The organism is Sphingopyxis sp. P8, from assembly GCF_020622175.1.
Lineage (GTDB): Bacteria > Pseudomonadota > Alphaproteobacteria > Sphingomonadales > Sphingomonadaceae > Sphingopyxis > Sphingopyxis jiangsuensis.
Genome location: NZ_JACNMK010000001.1, coordinates 643,120 through 668,160, shown reverse-complemented (window position 1 = coordinate 668,160; position 25,041 = coordinate 643,120). Strand labels below are relative to the sequence as shown.

Sequence of the window (25,041 nt, the reverse complement as noted above, 5' to 3'; positions counted from 1 at the left end):
AGATGGCCACCCACCCCACCGAAAAGCGCCTGAGCCACAAGAAGCTGGAGCGCAACGTCACGCTGCTCGGCTTCTTCTCGCTGATCGCCGTCTCCATCGGCGGCATCGTCGAGATCGCGCCGCTGTTCTGGATCGACAATACGATCGAAAAGGTCGACGGGATGCGGCCTTATACCCCGCTCGAACTGGCGGGCCGCAACATCTATATGCGCGAGGGCTGCTATACCTGCCACAGCCAGATGATCCGCCCGTTCCGCGACGAGGTCGAACGCTATGGCCATTACAGCCTGGCGGCGGAGAGCATGTATGACCATCCGTTCCAATGGGGATCGAAGCGCACCGGACCCGACCTTGCGCGCGTCGGCGGGCGCTATTCGGACGAATGGCACAAGGCGCATCTGATCGATCCCCGCAGCGTCGTGCCGGAATCGATCATGCCGCCCTACGCCTTTCTGGCCGAGCGCGATCTTTACGTCGGCGATATGCGGGGCGACCTCACCGCGCTGTCGCGCGTCGGCGTGCCCTACAGCAAGGAAGCCATCGCCGCGGCGAACGAGGATCTGAAGGCGCAGGTCGATCCGGCGGCGGGCATCGATCTGCAGAAACGCTACCCAAAGGCGCAGGTGCGCGATTTCGACGGCAATCCCGATCGCCTGTCCGAAATGGATGCGCTGATCGCCTATCTCCAGATGCTCGGCACGCTCGTCGATGTCGAAAAGGCCGCCCCGCAGGAACAGGGCGCCGCGCCGCAGGAGACGAAGCGGTGAACTATAACGATCTACGCCATTTCGCCGACAGCTGGGGGCTGCTCGCGATGACCATACTGTTTCTGGGCCTTGTCGCCTGGCCGTTCCGCAAGGGATCGCGCCGCCGCAATGAAGAGGCCGCAACGGTGATCTTCAAGGACGACGAGCATGGCTGAAACGAAGAATAGCCCGGCCTCCGCCGGTGGGAAACGCATCGACGAAGCCACCGGCACGAGCACGGTCGGCCATGAATGGGACGGCATCGAGGAACTCGACACGCCGATGCCGCGCTGGTGGCTGTGGACCTTCTACGCCTCGATCGTCTGGGCGGCGGGCTATGTGGTCCTCTATCCCGCGTGGCCGATGCTCAACAGCGCCACGCAAGGCGTGCTGGGGTGGAGCAGTCGCAGCGATCTGGAGCGCGAGATGCAGGCGCACGCGGTGCGCCGCGCGCCGATCACCAATGCCATCGCGGCGACGGCGCTCACCGACCTGCCCGCCAAACCCGAACTGATGCAGGCGGCGGTGCAGGGCGGGGCCGCGGCCTTTCGCGTCCATTGCGTCCAGTGCCACGGCGCGGGCGGCGCGGGGGTGAAGAAGCTCTACCCGAGTCTCACCGACGACGACTGGCTGTGGGGCGGCGATCTCGCGAGCATCGAATATACGATCGCGCATGGCATCCGAAACCCCGATCACAAGGCGACGCGCACCAGCCAGATGCCCGCCTTCGGACGCGACGGCATTCTCGACGCGGCGCAGATCGCCGATGTCGTCAGCCATGTCCGCGTCATCAGCGGGCAGGAAAAGCCGAGCGCGGCCGCGGCGCGCGGCGAGGCGCTGTTTCAGGCCAGTTGCGCGGTGTGCCACGGTGCCACGGGCGCCGGCGATCACACCGTCGGCGCGCCGAAACTGACCGACGCCGTCTGGCTATATGGTGGCGACCGCGACAGCCTGACCGCGACGATCGCGCAGCCGCGTAACGGCGTGATGCCGCGCTGGGGCCACCGGCTCGATCCGGTGACGATCAAGATGCTCGCGACCTATGTCTATTCGCTCGGCGGCGGCGAGAAAGCGCCGGCGCCCACTCCGGCGCCAAAATCCGAAGGGCAGGGAGCCGATGGCCAGCCCTGACGACCTGACCGGCGAAAACGCGCCGCTCTATGCGGCGCGCAAAGGCGTCTATCCCAAAAAGGTCGATGGTCCCTTTCGTCGCTTCAAATGGGCGATCATGGGGATCACGCTGGCGATCTATTACGGCACCCCGTGGATTCGCTGGGACCGCGGGCCTTATGCGCCCGACCAGGCAGTACTCGTCGATCTCGCGAACCGGCGCTTCTACATGTTCCAGATCGAGATCTGGCCGCATGAATTTTATTATGTCGCGGGCCTGCTCATCATGGCGGGGATCGGCCTGTTTCTGGTCACCAGCGCGGTCGGGCGCGCCTGGTGCGGCTATGCCTGTCCGCAGACGGTGTGGACCGACCTGTTCCAGCACGTCGACCGGCTGGTCGACGGCGACCGCAATGCACAGATCCGCCTGGCCAATGGCTCTTGGACCTTTGAAAAGATTTCAAAGCGGGCGATCAAATATCTGATCTATCTGACGATTGCGTTCTGGACCGGCGGCGCGTGGATCATGTATTTCGCCGACGCGCCGACGCTGACCGTACAATTCTGGACGGGGCAGGCGGCGCCGATCGCCTATGTCACCGTTGCGGTGCTGACCGCGACGACCTTCATCCTCGGCGGTTTCATGCGCGAACAGGTGTGCATCTATATGTGCCCCTGGCCGCGCATCCAGACCGCGATGATGGACGAAAAATCGCTGCTCGTGACCTATAAGGACTGGCGCGGCGAACCGCGCGGCAGCGTCAAGAAGGCCGAGACGCATCCCGGCGCGTTCGGCGACTGCATCGACTGCAACCAGTGCGTCGCCGTCTGTCCCACGGGCATCGACATTCGCGAAGGGCCGCAGATCGGCTGCATCACCTGCGCCTTGTGCATCGACGCCTGCGACGGCGTGATGAAACAGGTCGGGCGGCCGCGCGGGCTGATCGATTATTGCACGCTCGACGATGCCGCGACCGAAAAGACGGGCGGGGTCGGCAAGCCGGTCATGAAAACGCTGCTGCGCCCACGCACGCTGATCTATTTCGGCATATGGAGCGCGATCGGCGCCGCGATGCTGTTTTCGCTGGGCCAGCGCACGCGGCTCGACCTCGCGGTCCAGCACGAGCGCAGCCCGCTCTATGTCCAGCTGTCCGACGGGCATATCCGCAACAATTACACGCTGAAACTGCGCAACATGGAAACGCGCCCGCGCCGCGTCGCGGTAACGGTCGACGGGCTGAAGGGTGCCGCGCTGTGGACCGAGGCGGGGTCGCGCGAAACCGCGGGTCGGCGCATCGAAATCTTGCTGTCCCCCGATAGCGTCACGCGGCTCAAACTGTTCATCGCGGCGCCCGGCGACGGACCGGCGCGGCAGGATTTCACCATCGCGACGCGCGGTCTCGACGGCGATCCGCGCGGCGACAACGACATCATCCAGTTCGACCGGCCGGAGGCAGGACAATGACCGAAAAACGGGCGCGCAAGGCATTCACCGGCTGGCACATGACGGCCATTCTTGTGGCCTTCTTTGCCACCGTCGTCGCGGTCAATTTCACGATGGCGCGGCTCGCCATGTCGACCTTTGGCGGCAAGGTGGTCGAAAACAGCTATGTCGCGAGCCAGCAATATAATCAGTTGCTCGCGCGCGCCGAGGCGCAGGACCGGCTGGGCTGGACGCCGTCGGTAACGCGCGACCGCGACCGGCGCGTTCGCATCGACATTCGCAAGGATGGCGAGCCGCTCGCAGGCCTCAGCGTCGGCGCGATGGCCAGCCATCCGCTCGGGCGCTCCGCCCCTCTCGCGCTTCGTTTCGCGGCGACAGAGGAAGGCGCGTGGCGCTCGGTCGAGCCGCTGGCGGAGGGGCGCCAGCGGCTCGACATCACCATTGCGAGGGGTGCGGACGAGGCGCGCTACCGGATCGACCTCCCATGACCGCCACCGCCCTCATCGAACGCGATTTCGCGGTTCCCGACATTCGCTGCGCCGGGTGCATCGCCAAGCTGGAGCAGGGGCTGGTGCGCGATCGCCGTATCGCGGCGGCGCGCGTCAACTTCACCGAAAAGCGCGTCCACCTGTCGTGCGTCCCCGATGCCGAAATGCCCGATCTGATCGGCGCGTTCACAACCTTGGGGTTCGAAGCGCATCCGATCGGTGACGCGCTGGGAGACGCCGATCCGGCGGCAGCAGGCAGCCGCGAATTGCTGCGCGCGGTCGCGGTCGCGGGCTTTGCGATGATGAACATCATGCTGCTGTCGGTCTCGGTCTGGTCGGGCGCGACGGGCGCGACGCGCGATCTGTTCCACTGGCTGTCGGCGGCGATCGCGCTGCCGACGGTGGCCTATGCCGGGCGGCCCTTCTTCCGCTCGGCGTGGCGCGCGCTTCGTCATCGCCAGACCAATATGGATGTGCCGATCAGCATCGGGGTGCTGCTCGCGAGCGCGCTCAGCGTCTATGAAACCGCGACGCACGGCCCGCACGCCTATTTCGACGGCGCGGTGATGCTGCTCTTTTTCCTGCTCGGCGGCCGCTGGCTCGACAGCGTGATGCGCGACCGCGCCCGCGGCGGCATCACCGCTTTGCTGCGTAACATGGGCACCGGCGCGATGGTGCTCGGCGACAATGGCAAGACGCGGTGGATCGATGCGACCGCGCTGGAGCCGGGGATGGTGATGCTCGTCGCGGCGGGTAAACGGCTGGCAGCGGATGGTGCCGTTGTCCGCGGATCCAGCCGTCTCGACCTGTCGCTGCTGACCGGCGAGAGCGCGCCGCAGTTGGTCCGCCCCGACGACCGTGTCCACGCCGGCACGCTCAATCTCGATGCGCCGGTCGAAGTCAGGGTGTCCGCCGTGGGCGCAGACACCGCGCTGGCCGATATCGCGCGCCTGATGGGCGAGGCGGCGCAGGGCAAGTCGCGTTACGTCCGCGTCGCCGATCGGGCGGCGCGGCTCTACGCCCCCGCCGTCCATGCACTGGCCTTGCTGGCGTTTGTCGGTTGGATGGTGATCGGCGCGGGCTGGCACCAGAGCCTGCTGATCGCGGTGGCGGTGCTGATCATCACCTGTCCATGCGCCCTCGGGCTGGCGGTGCCGGCGGCGCAGATTGTCGCGGCGGGCGAATTGATGCGCGTCGGGGTGCTGGTCAAGGATGGATCGGCGCTCGAGCGGCTGGCCGAGATTGACCGCGCGCTGATCGACAAAACCGGAACGCTGACGCTGGGTCGCCCCGAGGCCCGCAATCTCGAACGCCTCGACCCCCATGTCCAGTCGCTGGCGCTGGCGCTGGCGCAGGCCAGCCGTCACCCGCTGAGTGAGGCGTTGACGCGCGGATTGCAGGCGCTCGACGTCGCGCGCGCCGATGTCCATTCTATCCGCGAAACGCCGGGGTTTGGCGTCGAGGCGAAGTGGGGCGAGCATGTTGTGACCCTCGGCCGCCCGAGCGACCCCATCGAGGGCGATGCGCTGGCGACCCAGCTATCGATCGACGGCGCGCTCGTCGCCACGATCCGCTTCGCCGACCGGCTGCGCCCCGACGCGCGCGCCGCGATCGACGCGCTGCGCGCCGACGGCGTCGACGTGTCGATCCTGAGCGGCGACCGCGCCGCAGCGGTGGCGCCGGTGGCCCGCGAACTGGCGTTGACTGCGCAAACCGGAATGAGCCCTCAGGACAAGCTCGCCGCGCTCGTGCGCCAGAGCGCCAAGCACAAGGTGCTGATGATCGGCGACGGCCTCAACGACGGTCCCGCGCTCGCGGCCGGACATGCCTCGATGGCGCCGGGGTCGGCGAGCGACGTTGGCAAAAACGCCTCGGACTGCATCTTTCTTGGTGACCGGCTGATGCCGATCGTCGCGACGTTGCGAATGGCGCGCCGGACGCAGGCGATCGTCCGGCAGAATTTTGCGCTGGCGATTGGCTATAATGTCATCGCGGTGCCGCTGGCGTTCCTCGGCTACGTCACCCCGCTCGTTGCAGCTCTGGCGATGTCGGGATCTTCGCTGCTGGTCGTCGGCAACGCGATGCGACTGAAAAGGGCGATCCGGTGAACGGTCTCGCAGTCCTGATCCCGATTGCGCTCGGGCTTGGCCTGCTAGGGCTCGCGGCCTTTTTCTGGTCGCTGCGCCGCGGGCAATTCGACGATCTCGACGGCGCGGCGCTACGCATCTTTGTCGAGGATGAAGAGGAGGCGGCGCCATGATCGGCCGGGCGCTCGCTTCGCTGGGCGCGGGCACCGCTCTTGCGCTGGCGCCGCTGGCAGTCGATGCCCGCGCCCTGATTGTCCCCGATTGCGGCGGCGGTCGCCACCTGCTGCTCGTACCGGATGTGCCCGGCGGTAAAGGCAAAAAGGCGTGTGCCAAGGCCTGTCACGCGATGACCGAAAGGCGCGGAAAACCATTGGGTGTCAGGAAAGGCTGTTGCTGATCGCCGCGTTGATCTGGGTCAATGCGACCGCGCCAGCCACCGCCTAATCCATCAATATGTGGAGCTATCACCCCGACCTGCTGGCGACGCCCGTCCCGCGCTACACCAGCTATCCGACTGCGGTCGAATTCGGCGAGGATGTCGGCGCCGACGATTATGCCGCGGCGCTCGACCGAATCGAGTCAGCGACACCCGTCTCGATCTATGTCCATATCCCGTTCTGCGACCAGATTTGCTGGTATTGCGGCTGCAACACCGGCGCCGCGAACCGCACCCAGCGCCTGACCGACTATTTGGGGGCGCTGCGATCTGAAATAACCATGGTCGCCAAGCGCGTCGGCGGCCGCGCGCGCGTCCAGCGCCTTGCGTTCGGCGGCGGCAGTCCCAACGCCATCGCGCCGGTCGATTTCGTCCGCTTGCTCGACCGCATCCTGACCGTCTTTGACGTCAGCAGCCCCGACATTTCGATCGAGATCGACCCGCGCGGCTTTTCCGCCGACTGGGCGCGCGTCCTCGCGGCCTCGTCGGTCGGGCGCGTCAGCCTGGGGGTGCAGACCTTCGCGCCGCATATCCAGCAGGCGATCGGGAGGGTTCAGCCGCTGGCCGACATCGAAAATGCGGTGGCCGGTCTGCGCCTGCGCGGCATCGACGCGATCAACTTCGACCTGATGTACGGCCTGCCCAGGCAGAGCCTGACCGAACTCGACACGACGCTCGACGAAACGATCCGCCTTGCGCCCAGCCGCGTCGCATTGTTTGGCTATGCACATTTACCCACGATGATCCCCCGCCAGCGGCGGATCGACGCCAGCAACCTGCCCGATCAAAGACTTCGCTTCGAACAGGCGGAACTGGGCTTCAATCGCCTAACCGAAGCCGGCTATATCCCCATCGGCTTCGATCATTTCGCGCTGCCCGCCGATCCGCTGGCCATCGCCGCAAGCGCAGGGCGGGTGAACCGCAACTTTCAAGGCTTTACCGACGACGATGCGCCCATCCTGCTCGGCTTCGGCGCCAGCGCGATCAGTAAATTTCCGGACCTGATCGTCCAGAACGAAAAGCGCGCGGGACATTATCGCGACCTTATCGCCGAAGGTCGGCTCCCGGTGACGCGCGGGGTATTGATTGACGCGATCGAACACGAGCGCGGCATGATAATTCGTGATTTGCTTTGCGCCGGTCGCGCACGCATCCGTGCATCGATGGTTGAGGCGACGCACATCGTGATGGCGGCTCTCGAAGACCGGGGCCTGATCGGCTGGGAGGCCGATAATCTGATCATCCGTGATTGTGGTCGCCCCTATGCCCGCCATGTCGCAGCGCATTTCGATCGGGTCCGCGGAAAGCTGTAATTGCGGCGATCAGCAGGAGGAAAGGAAGAACCAGCCAGCTCGTAAATTGCGGCGCAATGTTGCGTCCTAGCCTTGTCGCTTCCCGGCGAGAACTTTCTCCGCCAGCCTCCATTTGTTGACCGTCCCCGATAGGCCATCGGTCTAACCTGAGCGTTTTTCCTTTTGGTCATTTTGGCCAAAGGAGAACGATTATGGGTAGGTCAGAATTCGATTATTCGTCGTCCCGTCTGGTGTGGAATGCCGGTCGAAAGGTTGGCGCAAAGCGACCGTTAAAACCACGGCAGACTTGGGCAATTCGCGTCGGACTTTACTCAAAATCGGTCACATTTCAGGGGAGCACGTCAGCCTCTCAACTCGTAACCTTCACCGAGGGCCTCATCGCGCCAAGTTTCAGGCGATTGGGCGAAACCGTCGATGATCACAGCAGGCGGCACACCATGGCCCAAATCCAAGAGGTCAATTGTCGGCGGGTTGGTCATGATCGATCGCGATGTAGATGAGTTCGCTCGATGTCCTTGAATACAACTAGCCGCGTGGGCCGGATAGCGACCGTACGAGGGTTCGTCGCATTTCCTCGATCATTTGTGGCTTGGCTTCAGCAAGGATTCCCCTCACTCTTGGCGGCATATGGCTACCCGGATCGCCATTCGTTTCAAAGATGTAGTGATCGAACATGGCGCGCCAGACTCTCTTCTCAGCCGGTGAAAGGCCGCGTAGCGCCATGAAGCCATGCATCAGTGCGTCCCATGGCGAAGGCGCTTCCCGCTTGTCGCGCCACCAGTAATTGACCAGCAGATTTAGCGGAGATGTGGCTTCGACATGGTGATACCAACCTGTGGGAATGAAGATCGCATCGCCCGGATGAAGCTCGGACGTTTGTGACCGCTCCAGCGCACCAGGGAAGCGCGGAAAGCGAGCAGGATCTGGATCCATCGGGTCCGCGAGCGAAATCTGCGTTCCGTTTGGCACGGGGTCGAACGGTCCCATGTACAGATTGCCGACCTCTTCCGGCGCAAACAGGGTGAAGCGGCGCGTTCCGGCGGCAACATAGGCAACGTTGGGGGCGGGGTCGCTGTGGGTTGCCACCACTGCGCCTGTGCCGAGCCACAAGCGATATTCTCCGCCAGCCGGCAAAAAGTGAATGGCGTTGTCTTCCACGAATCCTGGCACGACATGGTTTGCCTGCAAGCCTTGCACCGCCACCGCTCCCGGAGGGAACGTTCCATCTCGAAGCGCGTCGAGGAATGCCGGGAAGGAGGTCTGGATTCGCCTGAAGTTGAAGGACGACAGGTCCGCTGAGTATCCGAACTTCCCCTCAACATCTTCATTGGCGTGAAGCACCATAACCTCGCGTGGATGTGCAAGACCGCTTAAGTAGCTCAGGAGATCCCGATCACCCTGAATGGCCGAGCTCACCACTGGTGTATTGCTTGCAAGGCCGCGAACGACAACCGGCTCCAGAGCTTCTGACGCTTGCTTCGTCAGCTCTCCTAGTGCGTCGGGATCCACTTCCCTGATGTCTCTCGCCATGTTGGAGCTCCTCGATAGGGGAAATAGATGTTGCACCGCCGTTTGGGAAGCGCTTCCAAAATTGGCGCTTGCCGCGCTATCCGTGTCAGATAAGAGTCGGAGCGAGGAATTGCATTTTGACAAGATGAGCGCTCAGTTTGAACAGAAAGCCCACAATCGATGACGTCGCCCGTGAAGCGGGAGTAGCCAGAGCAACGGTTTCACGCGTCCTCAATTCGAGCCCCAATACGAGTGAGCGGGTCCGCGAGAAGGTGTTCAAGGCCATTGCAAAGCTTGGCTACCAGGTAAATCACCAGGCGAGGCAACTCGCCAGTGGTACCACTCGCGTGCTGGCGCTCGTGTTTGCTGCTGACGCCGAAGTCGAACCGAACAGCTACTACCACTCTGCGATTGAGCTTGGCGCGATGCGATCCGCAACCGAATTCGGCTTCGGCTTGGTTGCCCATACGCTCGATCCGTCGAACGATGACTACCCTGCAAAAATCGTGGCCCTGGCGAGCCAAAGCAGATGCGACGGTATCGTTCTCACGCCACCATTTTCCGACGATGAGAAATTGATCGGAGTATTGCTTGAAGCCGGTGTTGCGCTCGTTCTCATCTCGGCTGGCCCCCTGACCAGTTGCCTCGCGCCGTCAGTCGGGATCGACGACAAGGAAGCCGGGTTGGAAATTGGTGCCTACCTTTACCGACAGGGGCATCGGAGATTCGGCTTCATAGGCGGGCCAAGCGAGCACCGGTCGGCAGCACTTCGCCTGGAGGGTTTGCGAGAGGCTCTCAACCGGACATCGCATTCCGATGTCTCGATCGCAGTCGTCGAAGGAAATTTCACTTTCCGCTCCGGCACAGAATTGGCCGCACAGCTTTTCGATACGCCGGACCGTCCGACAGCCCTGGTTTGCGCCAACGACGACATGGCTGCAGGTGCCTTGTTCACGGCGCACAAATTGGGCCTGAATGTACCCGGGGACATTTCTATCACGGGATTTGACGATACTCCGGTTTCGCAGATCGTCTGGCCTCCGTTGACAACGGTCCATCAACCACTGCGCCAAATGGGTGCGAAAGCGGTCGAGCTGCTTGTGAGCGCATGCGCTGGAGAGAATGGAGCTGTTGCGAATGAAGCAACGGAACAGGTTGTCCCCTACGAGTTGATTTTGCGCCAGTCCACGTCCAGGGAATCGGCTGGCAGCCAATAATCTGTGAAAGCGCTTCCAATTTGCCGTTGACTTTCGGCAAGCTTTCTAGCAATCCGTTTTTGGAAGCGCTTCCAAAGTTGCGCTCGGTTGCCGGTGGCTGAAAGAGGGTTGGCGGCATCTAAGGGATTGAATATCAGGATAAATCCTGAGCTGGGAGGGATATCATGAAGGTTTACGCTCGCTCTTCGAGTCGCATCATCGGGCTTGGTCTTACAACATCTGCTTTGGCGCTCGCCGCATCCGTTCCGACGGCGGCGTACGCGCAGGACGCTGGCGTCGAAGAGAGTGTGGCGCCGGAATCGTCCGTTGACGAAGATGGCAACATCATTCTGGTAACTGGCATTCGTGCTGGTCTCGCAACGTCGATCAGCACCAAGCGCGATGAACTGTCGATCGTTGAGGCGGTTTCGTCTGAAGATATCGGCAAATTGCCGGACGTTTCTATCGCCGAAGCGATTTCGCGCTTGCCGGGCCTTACCACCCAGCGTGTGAACGGGCGCGCGCAGGTCATTTCGATCCGCGGCATGGCTCCTGACTTTTCGACCACGTTGCTCAACGGTCGCCAGCAGGCGAGTTCAGGCGATAACCGCGGTGTCGAGTTCGACCAATATCCGTCCGAGTTGCTGTCCAGCGTGGTGATATACAAGACGCCTGACGCCAGCATTGCGGGTATGGGCCTGTCGGGTACGGCGGACCTGCGGACTGTCCGCCCGCTGGCTTATGGAAAGCGGGCCATTGCTCTCAACCTGCGCGGTGAAATCAACTCCGGCGGCCAGCTCAATGACGATGTCCGTCACTATGGCTATCGCGCGAGCGCAAGCTACATCGACCAGAACGAGGCTGGGACGCTCGGGTGGGCATTGGGTGTTGCCTACCTCGATGCGCCGTCGCAGAACCGGCACTACAAGGCTTATGCCTATGAAAATTTCGGGGGCAACCAGAGCCGCCGGGACCGGATTTCACCCGACTCCGCCGACGCCGCTCTCTTCCTGAACGGCCAGGAAATCTTTGCGTTCTCGCGCCTGAACAAGCGCGCGGCGGCGATCGGCATCCTCGAATGGGAGCCCAGTGACAGCGTTCATCTGACGGCTGATCTGTACTACTCGAAATTCAAGCAGCGCGAAGTGATGCGCGGGGCGCAGTGGTTCTCCAACGTCTGGGCTGACAACCAGAATTTCACGAACGTCACTACGCAGGATATCGGCGGGACGCTTGTTGGCGTGTCCGGCACTGTTACCGGCGTCGCACCGGTGCTGCGCAACGATTACAATACGCGCGATGATGAGCTGTTTTCGGCTGGCCTGAACGGCGAATTCAGCATGACCGACCGTCTGCGCTTCATCGGTGACTTGTCCTATTCGTCCAACCAGCGCGATGAGAGTATTACGGAAACCTACGCCGGTTTCGGATGCTGCGGACGGATCAATGTGAACAACGGTGACCGCGTATTCGACAGCATCGGGTATGATCTCTCCGGTCTGTTAAATGGTGGGTTCCCGACCTACAGCGAAGGGCTGGACTACGCCGATGCGTCACGGGTTTCGCTCGGCGACCGTGCCCCCTGGGGTGGCTGGGGTCATGACGGGGCCACCAAAGAACCGCACGTCAAGGAAGACGTGTACGCGCTCGACCTCGGTTTCGAATATGACCTCGATGGGTTCTTCGAGCAATTCGATGTAGGCGTGAATTTCACCAAGCGAACCAAGAGCAAAGCGGTTGATGAGTTTGACCTGTTCCTCAAGAACAGCAGGTTGCAGACGCTCGTTGCCGGTGAGCATCTCGCCGATCCCACTTCGCTCGACTTTGCTGGTTTCGGCAATGTGCTCGCCGTAGATCTTCGTACTGCGCTCCCAGTATACTATGATCGTGTTGTCTTCACGGATAACAACACGTTCGACAAGGCTTGGGAAATTGACGAGGAAATCCTGACGCTTCGGGCCAAGGCGACGTTCAACTCAGGAAATCTGCGCGGCAACATCGGCGTCCAGGCTGTGCACCAGCGTCAGCAATCGAGCGGCAGTGCGATCAACGCCACCTTAACTCCGCGGGTGGTCACTCCGGTCAATGTCAGCAAGGAGTACTGGGACATCTTGCCCAGCCTCAACCTGATTTACGAGCTTGGCGGTGGGCACCGGATCAGGCTCGCCGCAGCAAAAGTCATGGCACGCCCGCGGATGGATGAAATGCGCGCAAGCTTCATTCCGAGCTTCCCGCGCAATCCATGTACCCCGACCGCGCAGGTGCCGACGCCATGCGTCGTTGGCGTCGAACGGACTGGGCTTTGGTCGGCAACGGGCGGCAATGCCCTGCTTGAGCCGTGGCGAGCCAAGGCAGTCGATCTGGCCTATGAATGGTACATCGACCGGACCAGCTACATCAGCATCGCTGGCTTCTACAAGAAGCTGGACAGCTATATCTATACGCAGCGCCAGGTATTCGATTTCACCGGCTTGCCCATCCCGCCAACGTCGCTCCAGACCCCGTCTCAACCCAATGGCCTACCACCCGGGGTTCCGGTCAGTCCGCTGGGTCAGATCAACCAGCCTGCGAACGGTGAAGGGGGATCGATCAAAGGTATCGAAATCAGCGGTGCCCTTGGCTTCGGCAAACTCACCAGCGCACTTGATGGGTTCGGCGTAATCGGGAGCTATTCCTACACCGAATCCAACCTTCGGCCTACTGCGAGTACCGATGAAACTGTGCGCCAAGCGACCAGAATCCCTGGCCTTTCTGGCACCGTCTACACGATCACCGGTTATTTCGAGAAGGATGGTTTCCAGGCGCGTGCGGCCTACCGCTATCGTTCCGCTTTCAAGGGCGAGGTCACGCAGCTGTTCGCCACACGTGGGGTGACGGAAATTCTCGCGGACAAAGATGTCTCGGCGCAGATCGGCTATACCTTCCAGGAAGGATCGACGCTCGAGGGTCTGGGCATACTCTTGCAGGTTAACAACCTGACGGACTCCGCCTATCGTACCCGTATCGGCACCGACGGGGGTGGTACGCGCACGGCGGATGGCGGCTTCCTGCCCGAAACATACGAGAAATACGGCCGACAGATCTTGTTCGGGGTCAACTATCGCTTCTAGCGAAATTGGGGGCCGGTTCATTCTCCCGACCGGCCCCCATCTCACCGCTTTGAGGTGGGCAAGATCAGAGCTGGTCCCGAAGCAAATTCCGGTACCTGTCAGCATTAGCGGGTCGTCCTAGCGAGAAGCCGGGCTGCCTGCGCTAAAGGAGGGCCGCGGTGCTCAGTAAGCTTTCCAGACTCCATTTCCTCTCAGGCGTAGCACTTGTGGCTGGGCTCGGCGCCTGTGCGACCGGTTCGCAATCACTCGAGGCAAACAGCGCTGCTTCCGCAGAATGGCCACAGATCGCCAGCCCGCATTCGACTGATCCAGAAACAGAACAGCGCATTGCTGCAATCGTTTCTGGGATGAGTCTGCGCCAGAAGATCGGCCAGATGACTCAGGCCGACATCCGCTCGGTCACTCCCGAGCAAGTACGCGAACATTATCTGGGTTCTGTCCTGAATGGCGGCGGGGCATGGCCTGGGGGAAACAAGCGTTCAACGGCTGGCGATTGGGTCGCGCTTTCGCGGAGCTTTTATGATGCGTCGATGTCCACCGATATGCCGGTCAAGGTTCCGATTATCTGGGGTACGGATGCTGTCCACGGGCACAACAATGTGTTTGGCGCGACCCAGTTTCCTCACAATATCGGTCTCGGTGCAGCGCATGATCCAGAGCTGGTTGGGCGGATAGCCCATCTTACCGCCAAACAGGTGCGAGCAACGGGGATCACCTGGGTATTTGCGCCGACCCTGGCGGTGGTCCAGAACCCGCGATGGGGTCGAACCTACGAAGGCTATTCATCGGATCCGGAACTGGTCCGTTCCTACGCAAAGTCTTTCGTCACCAGCATGCAGGGCGACCTTGTCGGTCCCGATACCACGATCGCTTCGGCGAAGCATTTTATCGGCGACGGTGGAACCTGGCTAGGTAAAGACCAGGGCGAGACCCGCGCCAGCCGGGACGAATTGATCCGCACGCACGCCCCTGGATATTTTGGCGCACTCGAAACCGGCGTCCAGAATGTGATGATTTCCTACAGCGGCTGGACCGATACCGGTGCAGGTGTTGCACATGGCAAGATGCATGGAAACCGCGAACTGATCACCGATGTCCTGAAGGGTAAACTTGGTTTTGATGGCTTCGTCGTATCCGACTGGAACGCGATCGAGCAGGTTGACGGCTGCACACGTACCCATTGCCCTCAGGCCATCAACGCCGGCATCGACATGGTCATGGTCCCCGACGATTGGAAAAAGTTCATCGATGAGACCGTTGCCGACGTAGAAGCGGGAACGATCCCGATGAGCAGGATCGACGATGCCGTAACCCGGATCCTGAGGGTCAAGTTCCGTATCGGTTTGATGGAACACGCGCCGTTTCTGGATGCTTCAGCTGAACAGGACCTCGCCAGCGATTTGGTACGCGCCACCGCGCGGGAAGCCGTGGCCAAGTCGCTCGTCCTGCTGAAGAACGGACCGGCGTCGCCGCTGCCTTTGCAACGGGACGCAAAGATCCTGCTGGTCGGTGAAGCCGCCGACAAGGTTACTGCCCAGATGGGCGGGTGGTCGCTGACCTGGCAAGGCGATGAGACGGACGATTCCGACTATCCGATCGCCGACGATATGCTCTCCGCGGTGACCAAAGCATTGGGTGACGGCGGAAGCGTTGACGTCAGCAAGGACGCGCGCGGTGTCGACTTGTCCCGCTATGACGCCGTGATCATGGTAATGGCCGAAGCACCCTACGCCGAGATGAAGGGAGACATAGTCTATCCCGCCACTCTACGTCATACTTCGCGATATCCTGACCAGCTCGATACCTTGGCACGTGTCTACGGAAAGGGGGTGCCTGTTGTTTCTGTCCTGTTCTCTGGGCGGCCGGTCTATGCCAACGACCTCATGAACCTGTCCGACGCCTTCATCGCAGCCTGGCTGCCGGGTACCGAGGCGCGGGGCATAACCGATGTCCTGTTCGAGGGAACGAGCGGGCGGCCTCGTAGAGCTTTCACGGGGAGGTTGCCGTTTGCCTGGCCGGGCGTTCCTTGTCCCGAGACGGCGAACCAGCCTGAGTTGTTCAGTCGCGGGTTCGGACTCGATACGACCAAGCGTGGGGATTCGCGGCCTCTTCCGATTGACAACCGCCTTTCATGCCCTGCTCTTGCCGATTGACCAAGGAGGACAATTGGCATGGCAGGTGGATTGAAAACGATTCTGATCGTCGGCGGCGGGTCGGCCGGGTGGATGGCGGCGGCTTTGTTGTCGCACTTGTTCCAGGGCCTCTATCGCATCAAGCTTGTTGAATCCGAAGATATCGGAACCGTTGGCGTCGGCGAGGCGACCATCCCGGCCATCAAGAAGTTCAATGAATTGCTCGAGCTGGACGAGGTCCAGTTCATGCGCCTGACCCAGGGCACCTTCAAACTGGGAATTCAGTTCAACAACTGGGACAGGATCGGCTCGAGCTATATCCATGGGTTTGGCGTCATCGGCCAGGATCTGGGCTGGCTCCGATGCCACCAGTACTGGCTGAAGATAAAGCTGAAGGGCGAAGCGTCCGATTTCGCCAACTTTTCGATCAACACTGCCGCCGCACTCGAGAACAAGTTCATGCCCGCGCGTGCCGATGCCGGGGATTCTCCGATCGGTCATATTGCGCATGCCTATCACTTCGACGCCGGCCTCTACGCGAAGTTCCTGCGAACCTATGCTGAGGACCGGGGAGTCATTCGCCAGGAGGGCAAGATCGTAGATGTTGCCCTGAGAGCGGCCGATGGGTTTGTGGAATCCGTGACACTCGAAAGCGGCGAGCAGATCGCAGCCGACCTGTTCATCGATTGCTCGGGGTTTCGTGGCCTCATCATTGAGCAGGCTATGAAAACAGGGTTCGAGGACTGGACTCACTGGCTGCCATGTGACCGTGCCATCGCCATCCCGTGCCAACGATCGGACAATTTTACTCCCTATACCAAGGCAACGGCCCACGGAGCCGGCTGGCAGTGGCGGATTCCGTTGCAGCATCGAACAGGGAACGGACACGTTTTTTCAAGCCAGTACATGGACGAAGCCGAGGCGGAACGAATCCTTCTCGACAATCTTGACGGTGAGCAACTGGCAGAACCCAACCGAATTCGTTTCACCACCGGCAAGCGCGAGAAAATCTGGAACAAGAACTGCCTGGCGCTCGGTTTGGCCGCTGGGTTCCTGGAGCCACTTGAATCGACCAGCCTGTTCCTGGTCCAGTCCTCGCTCATTCGACTGATCCGGTTGATGCCCGATGGCCGCTTCGATCAGGCAAACATCGATGAATTCAACCGGCAAACCGACTTCGAGTATGAACGGGTCCGTGACTTTATCATCCTGCACTACAAAGCCACCGAGCGCGACGATACGCCGTTTTGGAAATATTGCCGCGATATGGAGGTCCCCGATACGCTTCAGCGAAAGATGGACCTTTTCAGCGCCAACGGTCGGATTTTCCGCGAGGATGAGGAACTCTTCAGCGAAGAGAGCTGGATCCAGGTCATGCTTGGCCAGGGCATGATTCCAAAGGGATATGACCCGCTCGTCGATATCCGGAGCGAGGCACAGGTTGTTCAATTCCTCGGACATATCGAGAATGTCATAGGGAAATGCGTCGCTGTCATGCCGACACATGCCGATTTTGTCGCGAAATATTGTGAAGCAAAGGCTGCGATGTGATGGGCATCAGTGTTCCCGTTTTGGGCATGCGCGCTTCGATTGGGGTGCTCGCGTTGCTGGCGTCCGCATGTTCCGGTTCCGGCGGGACAAGTTCGGCAGGCGCACCTCCGGGCGCTGGCCCATCTCCCGCAGTATCGGCCCCCGGTTGGCTGACGACAGCGGATGGGTCCAAACGTCTTTCCGCAATCACCGCAGGTCAGGTACAGCCGGATGCGGGTCAGTCGGCTGACGTTACCGTCGACCTCTCCCAGCGGTACCAGCCATTCGCGGGCTATGGGGCATCAATCACTGATGCCACCGCGTGGCTGCTGATCAAGAAGATGGGCGCAGCCGACCGCGCAGCCTTGCTGGAAGAAATCTTTGGCCCCGGTGGGGAGCTGGGACTCGATATCACCCGGATCACGATCGGGGCATCGGATTTCTCACTTACTCACTACACCTACGCCGATACCGCTGGCGATCCGGTGGCGGACATTGCTCCTGCCAGAGCCGAACTGATTCCGGCGATCAGCGAGGTCCTGTCGATCAATCCACGCCTGACGGTGATTGCCAGTCCTTGGTCAGCGCCGGCGTGGATGAAGACCAGTCAAAGCCTGATCAAGGGCAAACTTGATCCAGCGCACTATGACGATTTTGCCCGGTATCTTGTCAGCTACACCAAAGCAATGGATGCGGCAGGGGTGCCCATCGACCTCATGACAATCCAGAATGAGCCGCATTTCGAGCCGGAAGACTATCCTGGCATGCGGGTTGAACCTGCCGAGCGTGCCGCGTTCATTGGCAACCACCTGGGCCCAATGATGGACCGGGAGATTCCGCAGACCCGCTTGCTGGACTGGGATCACAACTGGAACGAACCGGAAAGTCCCAGGGCGGTCCTATCGGACCCAAAGGCGTCGCCGTTCGTGGATGGGGTAGCCTGGCATTGCTATAGTGGAGACGTGTCGGCCCAATCGGCCATTCACGCGAGTTTTCCCGACAAGGAAACCTGGTTCACGGAATGCTCTGCAGGCGACTGGAGCGGCGACTGGACATCGGCATTCCAGTGGTCAGCGAGAAACCTTGTCATTGGTGCGCCCCGGCATTGGGCAAGGGGTGTCGTTATGTGGAACCTCGCGCTCGATCAGGACCACGGTCCTCACCTGGGGGGCTGTGGGAACTGCCGCGGCTTGGTCACGATCAATACCGAGACCGGCAGGGTCACTCGCGAGCCTGAATATTATGCTTTTGCCCACGGCAGCCGCTTCCTGCCGGAACAGGCGCGGCGGGTAGGTTCCGCCGTCAATACGAATGGAGTCGAAGCTGTCGCTTTTCTCGGCGACAACGGGACCAAGGTGTCGCTTGTCGTCTTTAACGGCACTGCTGACAAGGAGGCAATTTCCTTCAGCGTTGCAGGCAAGACCTATCGCGCCGCCATGCCGCGCGGATCATTGGCAACCTACGTGATCACCGTCGCGGCAAATTAGGGATGAAACGATGAAGCAGCATTTGTCAGGCGTTTCAGCGGCGTTTGTTTCGGTAACGACACTCTTCTTCGCCTGGGGTTTCATTACCTCGAACAACGACCCGCTGATTGCGTCGCTGAAGGCAAGCTTCAGCCTCAACTATACCGAAGCGTTGCTCACCCAGCTGGTCTTCTTCGCAGCTTACGGCTTTATGTCGTTTCCCGCTGCCGCGCTGCTTGCCAAGCTGGGTTCATTGCGCTCAATCCTTGTCGCGCTGGCGACGATGATCGCTGGCTGTTTGCTCGTACAATTTATCGTTCGCTTCCAGGATTATACCTTGATTCTGGCTGCTTTGTTCATCCTCGGGGCGGGGATCACGACCCTGCAAGTCGCGGCCAACCCATTGGCCGCTGCGCTCGGCCCACCGGAAAGCAGCCACTTTCGTCTGACCTTTGCACAAGCGTTCAACTCGCTTGGCGTGGTTCTGGGGGTTAACTTCGGGTCGCGAATCATGCTCGGCGAGGATGTCTTCAAGGCCGGTCATGCTCCAATCACCGATCCGGCCGAACGAGTTATCGCGCTTCAAGCCGTTTCTCACGCATTCCTCCTGATTGCGACGATGCTTGTCGGGCTGATGGTGTTCATCTGGTTCTCGCGCGAACGGATTACCAAGGCTGCGCTAGACTTCGGTCAGGCTCCGGGAGGCTCTGTTCTGGATGCCCTTCGTTCGAGGTGGGCGCTTTTCGGTGCGCTCGCAATTGGCCTCTATGTAGGTGCCGAGGTGTCGATTGGCAGCATCATGATCAATTTCCTCAATCAGTCCGATATCATGGGGCTGCCTCTGGAGGTTGCAGGCTTCTATCTTGCGAACATCTACTGGATGGGTGCCCTGATTGGACGTTTCATTGGTTCGTACCTGTTGACCATAGTCCGTGTGCCCATCTTGCTTGGTATCGCAGCAAGTGTTGCCACAACACTTTGCCTTGTAGTCGCCGTCTCGTCCGGACCATTGGTTGGCTACGCCGCACTGGCCGTCGGTCTGTTCAATTCCATCATGTTCCCGACGATCTTCACGATCACGCTGGAGCGGGCTGGGGTCTCGCAGGCTTCGACGTCGGGATTGCTATGCGTAGCCATCGTCGGCGGCGCAGTTTTGCCCTATGCCGTCGGGCATATGGCCGACAGCGCCAGCCTGTCGGCATCCTTCTTCATTCCGATGGCGGCCTATGCCGTTATCGCAGTTTTTGCTGTCCTCGCTGTGCGGGCGCGTGCTCAAAGTTCCGGCGAAGAAGTGGTGCCGGTAGCCCACTAAGGCAGAGCGCCTATGTGCATCCTTTCCCCCGCTGCTTGGACGGAAGTCCGAGCAGCGCGGCGAACGGAAAATGGTCGGAGGGGACTCGGCCATTTAGGTGCTGGGCGAGAACCATGCTGCGCCGAACCGCGACATTCTCGCTCACGAAAATGTGGTCGATGACCAGACCAGCCGGAGGTTGGACCTCGAAGCGATTGAAGGTCGAAGGTTGCTCGCCTGCACCCGTTGAGGTTGCAGCAACCTGGGCTGACCTGAGACCTGTGAGTTGGAGCATGTCGGCAAGAGCTGGATCGTCGGAATCCGTGTTGTAGTCGCCAAGCATGATTACCGCGTCTTCGCCTCTACGGGCATCCTGCAGCCAGCGTGCCAATTGTCGCCCGCTTTCTGCCCGTGCCTGTCGTCCCACATGGTCCCAGTGCGTGTTGACGACAAGTACGCGGGTTTTGCTTCCCCTGTAACGGAGCCGCGCCCATGTCACGATACGGGGATATGCAGCGTCCCATCCGGTAGAAGGGATAGAAGGGGTTGGTGAAAGCCAGAAAGTACCGCTGGCTTCGATCCGAAACAGTCGTCGGTCGATGGCGATCGGTGACGCTTCGCCAGCCAGCTTGCCGTCATCGCGTCCGCCTCCAACGAACGCATATCCAGTCAATGCTGACTGAAGGTCCGCACGCTGATTGGGCAGGACTTCCTGCATGCCAAGCAAACCGGGGCGGAGCATCTCAATTTGGCCGATCAGGAAATCGCGACGATGGGTCCAACTATTCTGCCCATCGGCTGCCGTATCAAGCCTGATGTTATAGGTCATTGCCAAGATCGGCGCCGCACAGTGACCGTCACCAGCGCGAGCAGGTGCAGTCCACGCCACAACAAGGAGAAGTAGCAGCGTAAGGTGTGACTTGCCCCAGATTCTCATGATCGTTCTCACAGGTAGCTTGAGGAATTGGTAGCGCTTCCAATTTTCCCGTCAAAGTGTAATTCTACGGACAAGGAGGGTGATCGGTGTGAAGGATGTGCTTGTTGTCGAGGCTGCGGAAGCCAATCTCTCGTCCTTGCGGGAGAAAGGTGAACCGGTCGTGGTTCGCAGCCTGCTTGCGAGCTGGCCAATCATCAAGGCTGCGATCGGCGGTACGGACGAACTTCTGTCGCAACTCGCAGCCAACGCCTCCGGCGCTCTGCTCACATATTCGGCAGCCGATCCCTCCGAGCAAGGGCGCTTCCACTACACGCGCGACGCGCAGGAGCTGAACTTCACTCGACATGAAACCACGCTGCGCGAATTCCTCCGACTACTGGCCGACGAAGCGAGTGCTCCACGCCCCCGGGCGCTGGCGGCGCAGGGTCTCCCTGTCCACCTTTGCGTTCCCGGTTTTGCCGCGGTCCATCCAATGCCGCTTGTGCCGCCATCCGTCCTGCCGCGAATGTGGATTTGCAATCGTGCGGAGGTTGCAACCCATAACGACGAGCTGGAAAACATAGCATGCGTCGTCGCAGGGCGGCGTCGGTTCACCCTTTTCGCGCCCGAAGCAATCGGTGACCTCTACATGGGGCCCTTTGAACTCACGCCTGGAGGGACTCCGATTAGCATGGTCCATGTTTCGGAGCCTGATCACGAGCGCTTCCCGCGATTTTCGTCCGCCTTGGCACAGGCTCAGATTGCAGAGCTTTTGCCCGGCGATGTGCTCTATATTCCTTACCAATGGTACCACCATGTCGCGGCGCTCGAACCGGTCAATATCCTGGTGAACTATTGGTGGGACGCGGCGCGGCAGGACCTTGGGTCGCCGTGGGATGCACTATTGCACGGCGTGGTGGCCTTGCGTGAGCTCCCGCCTGACCAGCGTCGTGCCTGGAAGGCCATGTTCGATCACTATGTATTCGAGCTAAATGGCCCCGCAGGCGATCACCTGCCGCCGGACATCCGTGGTGTACTCGATTCGGCAACGCCAGCCAGGATCGCGGAACTCAAGCGCCACCTGATTCACAATCTTTGCAACGACGGGGCGGGCAAGACCGGCCCGTTCGCCTAGGAAGACCGGAGTCTTTGAATGAAACGGATAATTGCAATTTCGCTCAGTTTTCTTGCCGCTTGCCTGCACCCTCAGGAAGCGCTTGTGGCCCAGGAAGCGCCATTCGGTGAGGAAATTCACGTCTTCAATGTCGAGGACGAGGTCTACCCTCCTCAGGGATGTGAAACGCTGTTTGTTGGCAGTTCCAGCTTTCGCTTCTGGTTCGGCATGAAGGATGATTTCCGCAAACTGCGGATACTCGAGCGCGGCTTCGGGGGTGCCCAGATTTCCGACATCAATTATCGGTTCGATCAGGTGGTAGGGCGCTATCGGCCGCAGCGCATCGCATTCTACGCCGGTGAGAACGACATCGATGCCGGCAATTCGCCCGACGCAGTTTTCGCGGAATTCACGAAGTTCATGGAAAGCAAGACTGCTGCATTGGGCCCGACCCCGGTGTTCTACGTCTCCGCTAAGCCATCGCTTGCCCGCTGGAATCAGAATGCGAGCCAGTCGGAGCTTAATCACATGATCGAGCAGATGGCAAAGGAGCGCGACGACCTCGTCTACGTGGATATCGTTTCGGCCATGCTGAAGGATGGGAAGCCCGATCCGGCCCTGTTCATTTCGGATGGGCTGCACATGAAATCCTCGGGCTACAAATTGTGGCGCGAGCGGATTGGCAGCGCGTTCAGGCGTGCCAAAACGAGCCGAGCGCAGGGATGCTGATCGGCAAAATGCGCTTGGTGCGACTGCTGCTGGCATTGGCGGCAACGTTGCTCGTATCGCCCGCATTTGCGCAGGTTATGCCAAATGGCCCAGTCCTCTCTGCCGCTGATTTGCGCGCGAGTCAGGATCTGTCGGGCCAATGGACCTGGTCAATTGATCCCTATCGGGACGGCCAAGCCGGGTTCCATGGCGGCGATGTCGGCGAGGGGCATCGGCGCTTCGATGACACAGATGTGGCGGGTGTCCGTGCCGCCAAACCGTTGGCGCTTTACGAGTACGACATGGACGCTGCCTCGGTGGCCACCCTGCCATCGTCGTGGCTAACCCACTCAGCGCAAATGCGCCACTACCAGGGCCTGGTCTGGTACCAGCGCCGCTTCGATGCGATCCTCGACCCTGGAAAGCGGACATTCCTGCGTTTCGGTGCGGTCAATTACGCGGCCGAAGTCTGGCTCAATGGCACCCGGCTCGGGACACATGAAGGCGGGTTTACGCCGTTTGCCTTCGAGGTCACGGGACTTCTTCGCGAGAAGGGCAATCGCCTCGTCGTCGCCGCCGATTCACAGCGCAGCGATAGGGATGTGCCACCGCCCGTCACTGACTGGGAAACCTATGGCGGAATCACCCGTGACGTGCGGCTCCATACCGTTTCAGGTACCTTCGTAGACGATGCCTGGGTGCGCATGGCAGCCGACGGAACTATCGCTGCGTCCGTTCGGCTTAATGGCGAGGACAGGGCAAATTTGCCCGTTCGATTGGCAATTCCCGAACTGGGGATCATCCGGACCGCCGTTGCGGGCGCCACCGGGGAGGCGTCGTTCCGTTTCGCGTCGCCCAAACGGCTCGTACGCTGGTCACCTGAACGGCCGAGACTTTACCGCGTCGAATTATCCGCAGGTGACGATCGCTGGCATGACATTGTCGGCTTTAGAACAGTTACACTGCGCGGCAGCGAGATTTTGCTCAACGATCGACCGATTTTCCTGCGCGGCATAAGCCTCCACGAAGAGGAACTTGGGGCAGAGCCAAGCCGCATGGTATTGCATGCCGACGCGGAAAAACTCCTGGGCTTGGCAAAGGAAGGGCTGAACGCAAATTTCGTGAGGCTGGCGCATTATCCACATGGTGAGGCCATGCTGCGGGCCGCCGATCGGCTTGGACTGATCGTATGGAGCGAAATCCCGGTGTATTGGCGGATCGCGTTCGACGACCCCCAAGTGCTAGAGAAAACCCGCCGGATGCTCGCCGAAATGATCCTGCGCGATCGCAACCGTGCAGCAATCGCCATGTGGAGTGTCGGCAACGAAACCCCGGTCAGCGAGGCGCGCAACGGCTTCATGGTTCAATTGGCGAACGACGTTCGCCAACTCGATCCTGACAGGCTCGTGACCGCAGCGCTTTTGACGGGGCGTGAACAAAGAGGTGAGAAGCGAGTGGTGACGATCTCCGATCCACTTGCCGATGCAGTCGATATTCTGGCGGTGAACACCTATTTCGGTTGGTATGGCTCAGATCGACTTGAAGATATCGGCTCGCTCGTTTGGGATTTGCCGGAGAACAAACCGTTCCTGTTCTCCGAATTCGGCGCGGGCGCAAAATTCGGCCTGCGGGAAAATGGCCCGTCTCCTGGCAAGTTCACCGAGGATTATCAGGCAAATTATTATCGTGCCACGCTTGCCATGGCAGACGAAATTCCAAGTCTGGCAGGCATGTCGCCCTGGATATTGAAAGACTTCCGCTCACCCCGACGCCAGCTTCCCGGTGTCCAGGACGGCTGGAACCGCAAGGGCTTGGTCAGCGAGACAGGTGAACGAAAGCTTGCCTTCGATGTCCTGGCGCAATGGTATCGTAGCAAAGCTGCGGAGGCCAGGTGATGCCATTTTTGCCCGCAAGACTGCTGGTGAGCATGGCCACATTGGGCACAGCAAACTTGGCCTTCGCCAACGAGCAACCGGAACTGGAACTGGCCCCGATCTACACCGATCACATGGTCTTGCAGCGCGACCGCCCGACTCCGGTAACCGGGATAGCGAATCCTGGTGCCGAAGTGTCTGTTGAGCTGGCAGGGCAGGTGGCTGTCATTACCCATGCTGATGCGGCCGGCCATTGGTCCGTTGCCTTGCCTGCAAGGTCTGCGACGGCAGGACTTCGTTTGACGGCAAGTTCCGGTTCCGAAACAGTCAGCCTTGCCGACGTCGAGGTGGGTGATGTCTTCCTTTGCTCCGCCCAGTCCAACATGGAATTCCCGCTCCGTCTTGCAACGGATGCCGACAACGCCATTGCCGGAAGTGCGCGGGACGGGTTGCGACTGTTTAAGGTACCGAGGCAAGCGAGCACGGTTCCGCTCGCACGCTTCGCGCGCGAGACACAATAGCACGCTTCCGCCCCTGACAGCGCACGCGACTTTTCCGCGGTGTGCTATTT

General features: G+C 60.8%; 21 protein-coding genes. 19 read left to right on the top strand and 2 right to left on the bottom strand.

From position 1 onward, the window contains the following. Positions 1-2 precede the first annotated feature (2 nt). Genes ccoO through hemN form a run of 9 tightly spaced genes read left to right on the top strand, consistent with a single transcriptional unit; the run spans position 3 to position 7,624 of the window. Positions 3-767 (top strand): cytochrome-c oxidase, cbb3-type subunit II, encoded by a 765-nt coding sequence (gene ccoO / locus H7692_RS03280; protein WP_222135961.1) that lies wholly within the window; start codon positions 3-5, stop codon positions 765-767. Further along, the gene (locus H7692_RS03275) at positions 764-922 is read left to right on the top strand and encodes a cbb3-type cytochrome oxidase subunit 3 (RefSeq protein WP_222135962.1); all 159 of its coding nucleotides are present in this window, start codon (positions 764-766) and stop codon (positions 920-922) included. Before ccoO ends, H7692_RS03275 begins: the two co-directional genes overlap by 4 nt. After that, complete coding sequence (ccoP, locus tag H7692_RS03270) at positions 915-1,877, top strand: cytochrome-c oxidase, cbb3-type subunit III (protein WP_222135963.1); 963 nt, start codon at positions 915-917, stop codon at positions 1,875-1,877. Before H7692_RS03275 ends, ccoP begins: the two co-directional genes overlap by 8 nt. Next, a complete protein-coding gene (gene ccoG, locus H7692_RS03265; RefSeq protein ID WP_222135964.1) occupies positions 1,864-3,321 on the top strand; it encodes a cytochrome c oxidase accessory protein CcoG in 1,458 nt (485 codons plus the stop codon). Before ccoP ends, ccoG begins: the two co-directional genes overlap by 14 nt. After that, a complete protein-coding gene (locus H7692_RS03260) occupies positions 3,318-3,788 on the top strand; it encodes a FixH family protein (protein ID WP_222135965.1) in 471 nt (156 codons plus the stop codon). The genes ccoG and H7692_RS03260 overlap by 4 nt, the downstream gene beginning before the upstream one ends. Next, entirely contained in the window at positions 3,785-5,896 is a 2,112-nt protein-coding gene (locus tag H7692_RS03255; RefSeq protein ID WP_222135966.1) for a heavy metal translocating P-type ATPase, read from the top strand. Before H7692_RS03260 ends, H7692_RS03255 begins: the two co-directional genes overlap by 4 nt. Beyond that, positions 5,893-6,048 (top strand): cbb3-type cytochrome oxidase assembly protein CcoS, encoded by a 156-nt coding sequence (ccoS, locus tag H7692_RS03250; RefSeq protein WP_222135967.1) that lies wholly within the window; start codon positions 5,893-5,895, stop codon positions 6,046-6,048. Before H7692_RS03255 ends, ccoS begins: the two co-directional genes overlap by 4 nt. Then, the gene (locus H7692_RS03245; protein ID WP_222135968.1) at positions 6,045-6,272 is read left to right on the top strand and encodes a hypothetical protein; all 228 of its coding nucleotides are present in this window, start codon (positions 6,045-6,047) and stop codon (positions 6,270-6,272) included. The genes ccoS and H7692_RS03245 overlap by 4 nt, the downstream gene beginning before the upstream one ends. A gap of 56 nt (positions 6,273-6,328) precedes the next feature. After that, positions 6,329-7,624: an oxygen-independent coproporphyrinogen III oxidase gene (gene hemN, locus H7692_RS03240; protein WP_222135969.1), complete on the top strand. Its 1,296-nt coding sequence runs from the start codon at positions 6,329-6,331 to the stop codon at positions 7,622-7,624. Positions 7,625-8,149: 525 nt separating this feature from the next. Here hemN and H7692_RS03235 read toward each other — a convergent pair. Then, complete coding sequence (locus H7692_RS03235; RefSeq protein WP_222135970.1) at positions 8,150-9,154, bottom strand: cupin-like domain-containing protein; 1,005 nt, start codon at positions 9,152-9,154, stop codon at positions 8,150-8,152. 137 nt (positions 9,155-9,291) lie between these two features. Between H7692_RS03235 and H7692_RS03230 the strand changes: the two genes are divergently transcribed. The 6 genes from H7692_RS03230 (at position 9,292) to H7692_RS03205 (ending at position 19,879) form a co-directional block, all read left to right on the top strand. Next, a complete protein-coding gene (locus H7692_RS03230; RefSeq protein ID WP_222135971.1) occupies positions 9,292-10,350 on the top strand; it encodes a LacI family DNA-binding transcriptional regulator in 1,059 nt (352 codons plus the stop codon). 164 nt (positions 10,351-10,514) lie between these two features. After that, positions 10,515-13,439 (top strand): TonB-dependent receptor, encoded by a 2,925-nt coding sequence (locus H7692_RS03225; RefSeq protein ID WP_222135972.1) that lies wholly within the window; start codon positions 10,515-10,517, stop codon positions 13,437-13,439. 158 nt (positions 13,440-13,597) lie between these two features. After that, a complete protein-coding gene (locus tag H7692_RS03220) occupies positions 13,598-15,592 on the top strand; it encodes a glycoside hydrolase family 3 protein (protein WP_222135973.1) in 1,995 nt (664 codons plus the stop codon). 18 nt (positions 15,593-15,610) lie between these two features. Further along, a complete protein-coding gene (locus tag H7692_RS03215) occupies positions 15,611-17,122 on the top strand; it encodes a tryptophan halogenase family protein (RefSeq protein WP_222135974.1) in 1,512 nt (503 codons plus the stop codon). Continuing rightward, the gene (locus H7692_RS03210; RefSeq protein ID WP_222135975.1) at positions 17,122-18,588 is read left to right on the top strand and encodes a glycoside hydrolase family 30 protein; all 1,467 of its coding nucleotides are present in this window, start codon (positions 17,122-17,124) and stop codon (positions 18,586-18,588) included. Before H7692_RS03215 ends, H7692_RS03210 begins: the two co-directional genes overlap by 1 nt. A 10-nt stretch (positions 18,589-18,598) precedes the next feature. Further along, a complete protein-coding gene (locus tag H7692_RS03205) occupies positions 18,599-19,879 on the top strand; it encodes a sugar MFS transporter (RefSeq protein WP_222135976.1) in 1,281 nt (426 codons plus the stop codon). 10 nt (positions 19,880-19,889) lie between these two features. Here the strand turns inward: H7692_RS03205 and H7692_RS03200 are convergent, their stop codons facing one another. Further along, positions 19,890-20,687, bottom strand: a complete 798-nt coding sequence (locus tag H7692_RS03200) for an endonuclease/exonuclease/phosphatase family protein (RefSeq protein WP_222135977.1) — start codon at positions 20,685-20,687, stop codon at positions 19,890-19,892. 187 nt (positions 20,688-20,874) lie between these two features. Here H7692_RS03200 and H7692_RS03195 point away from each other — a divergent pair, with 187 nt between their 5' ends. Genes H7692_RS03195 through H7692_RS03180 form a run of 4 tightly spaced genes read left to right on the top strand, consistent with a single transcriptional unit; the run spans position 20,875 to position 24,991 of the window. After that, complete coding sequence (locus tag H7692_RS03195) at positions 20,875-21,909, top strand: cupin-like domain-containing protein (protein WP_222135978.1); 1,035 nt, start codon at positions 20,875-20,877, stop codon at positions 21,907-21,909. Positions 21,910-21,927: 18 nt separating this feature from the next. Beyond that, positions 21,928-22,617 carry a GDSL-type esterase/lipase family protein gene (locus tag H7692_RS03190; RefSeq protein WP_222135979.1) on the top strand — a complete coding sequence of 230 codons (690 nt, stop codon included), beginning with the start codon at positions 21,928-21,930 and terminating at the stop codon, positions 22,615-22,617. Further along, on the top strand, positions 22,611-24,491 hold the full coding sequence (locus H7692_RS03185) for a glycoside hydrolase family 2 protein (RefSeq protein WP_227339764.1): 1,881 nt from the start codon (positions 22,611-22,613) through the stop codon (positions 24,489-24,491). Before H7692_RS03190 ends, H7692_RS03185 begins: the two co-directional genes overlap by 7 nt. Beyond that, positions 24,491-24,991, top strand: coding sequence for a hypothetical protein (locus tag H7692_RS03180; protein WP_222135980.1), 501 nt, complete (start codon positions 24,491-24,493; stop codon positions 24,989-24,991). Before H7692_RS03185 ends, H7692_RS03180 begins: the two co-directional genes overlap by 1 nt. Positions 24,992-25,041: the final 50 nt, after the last annotated feature.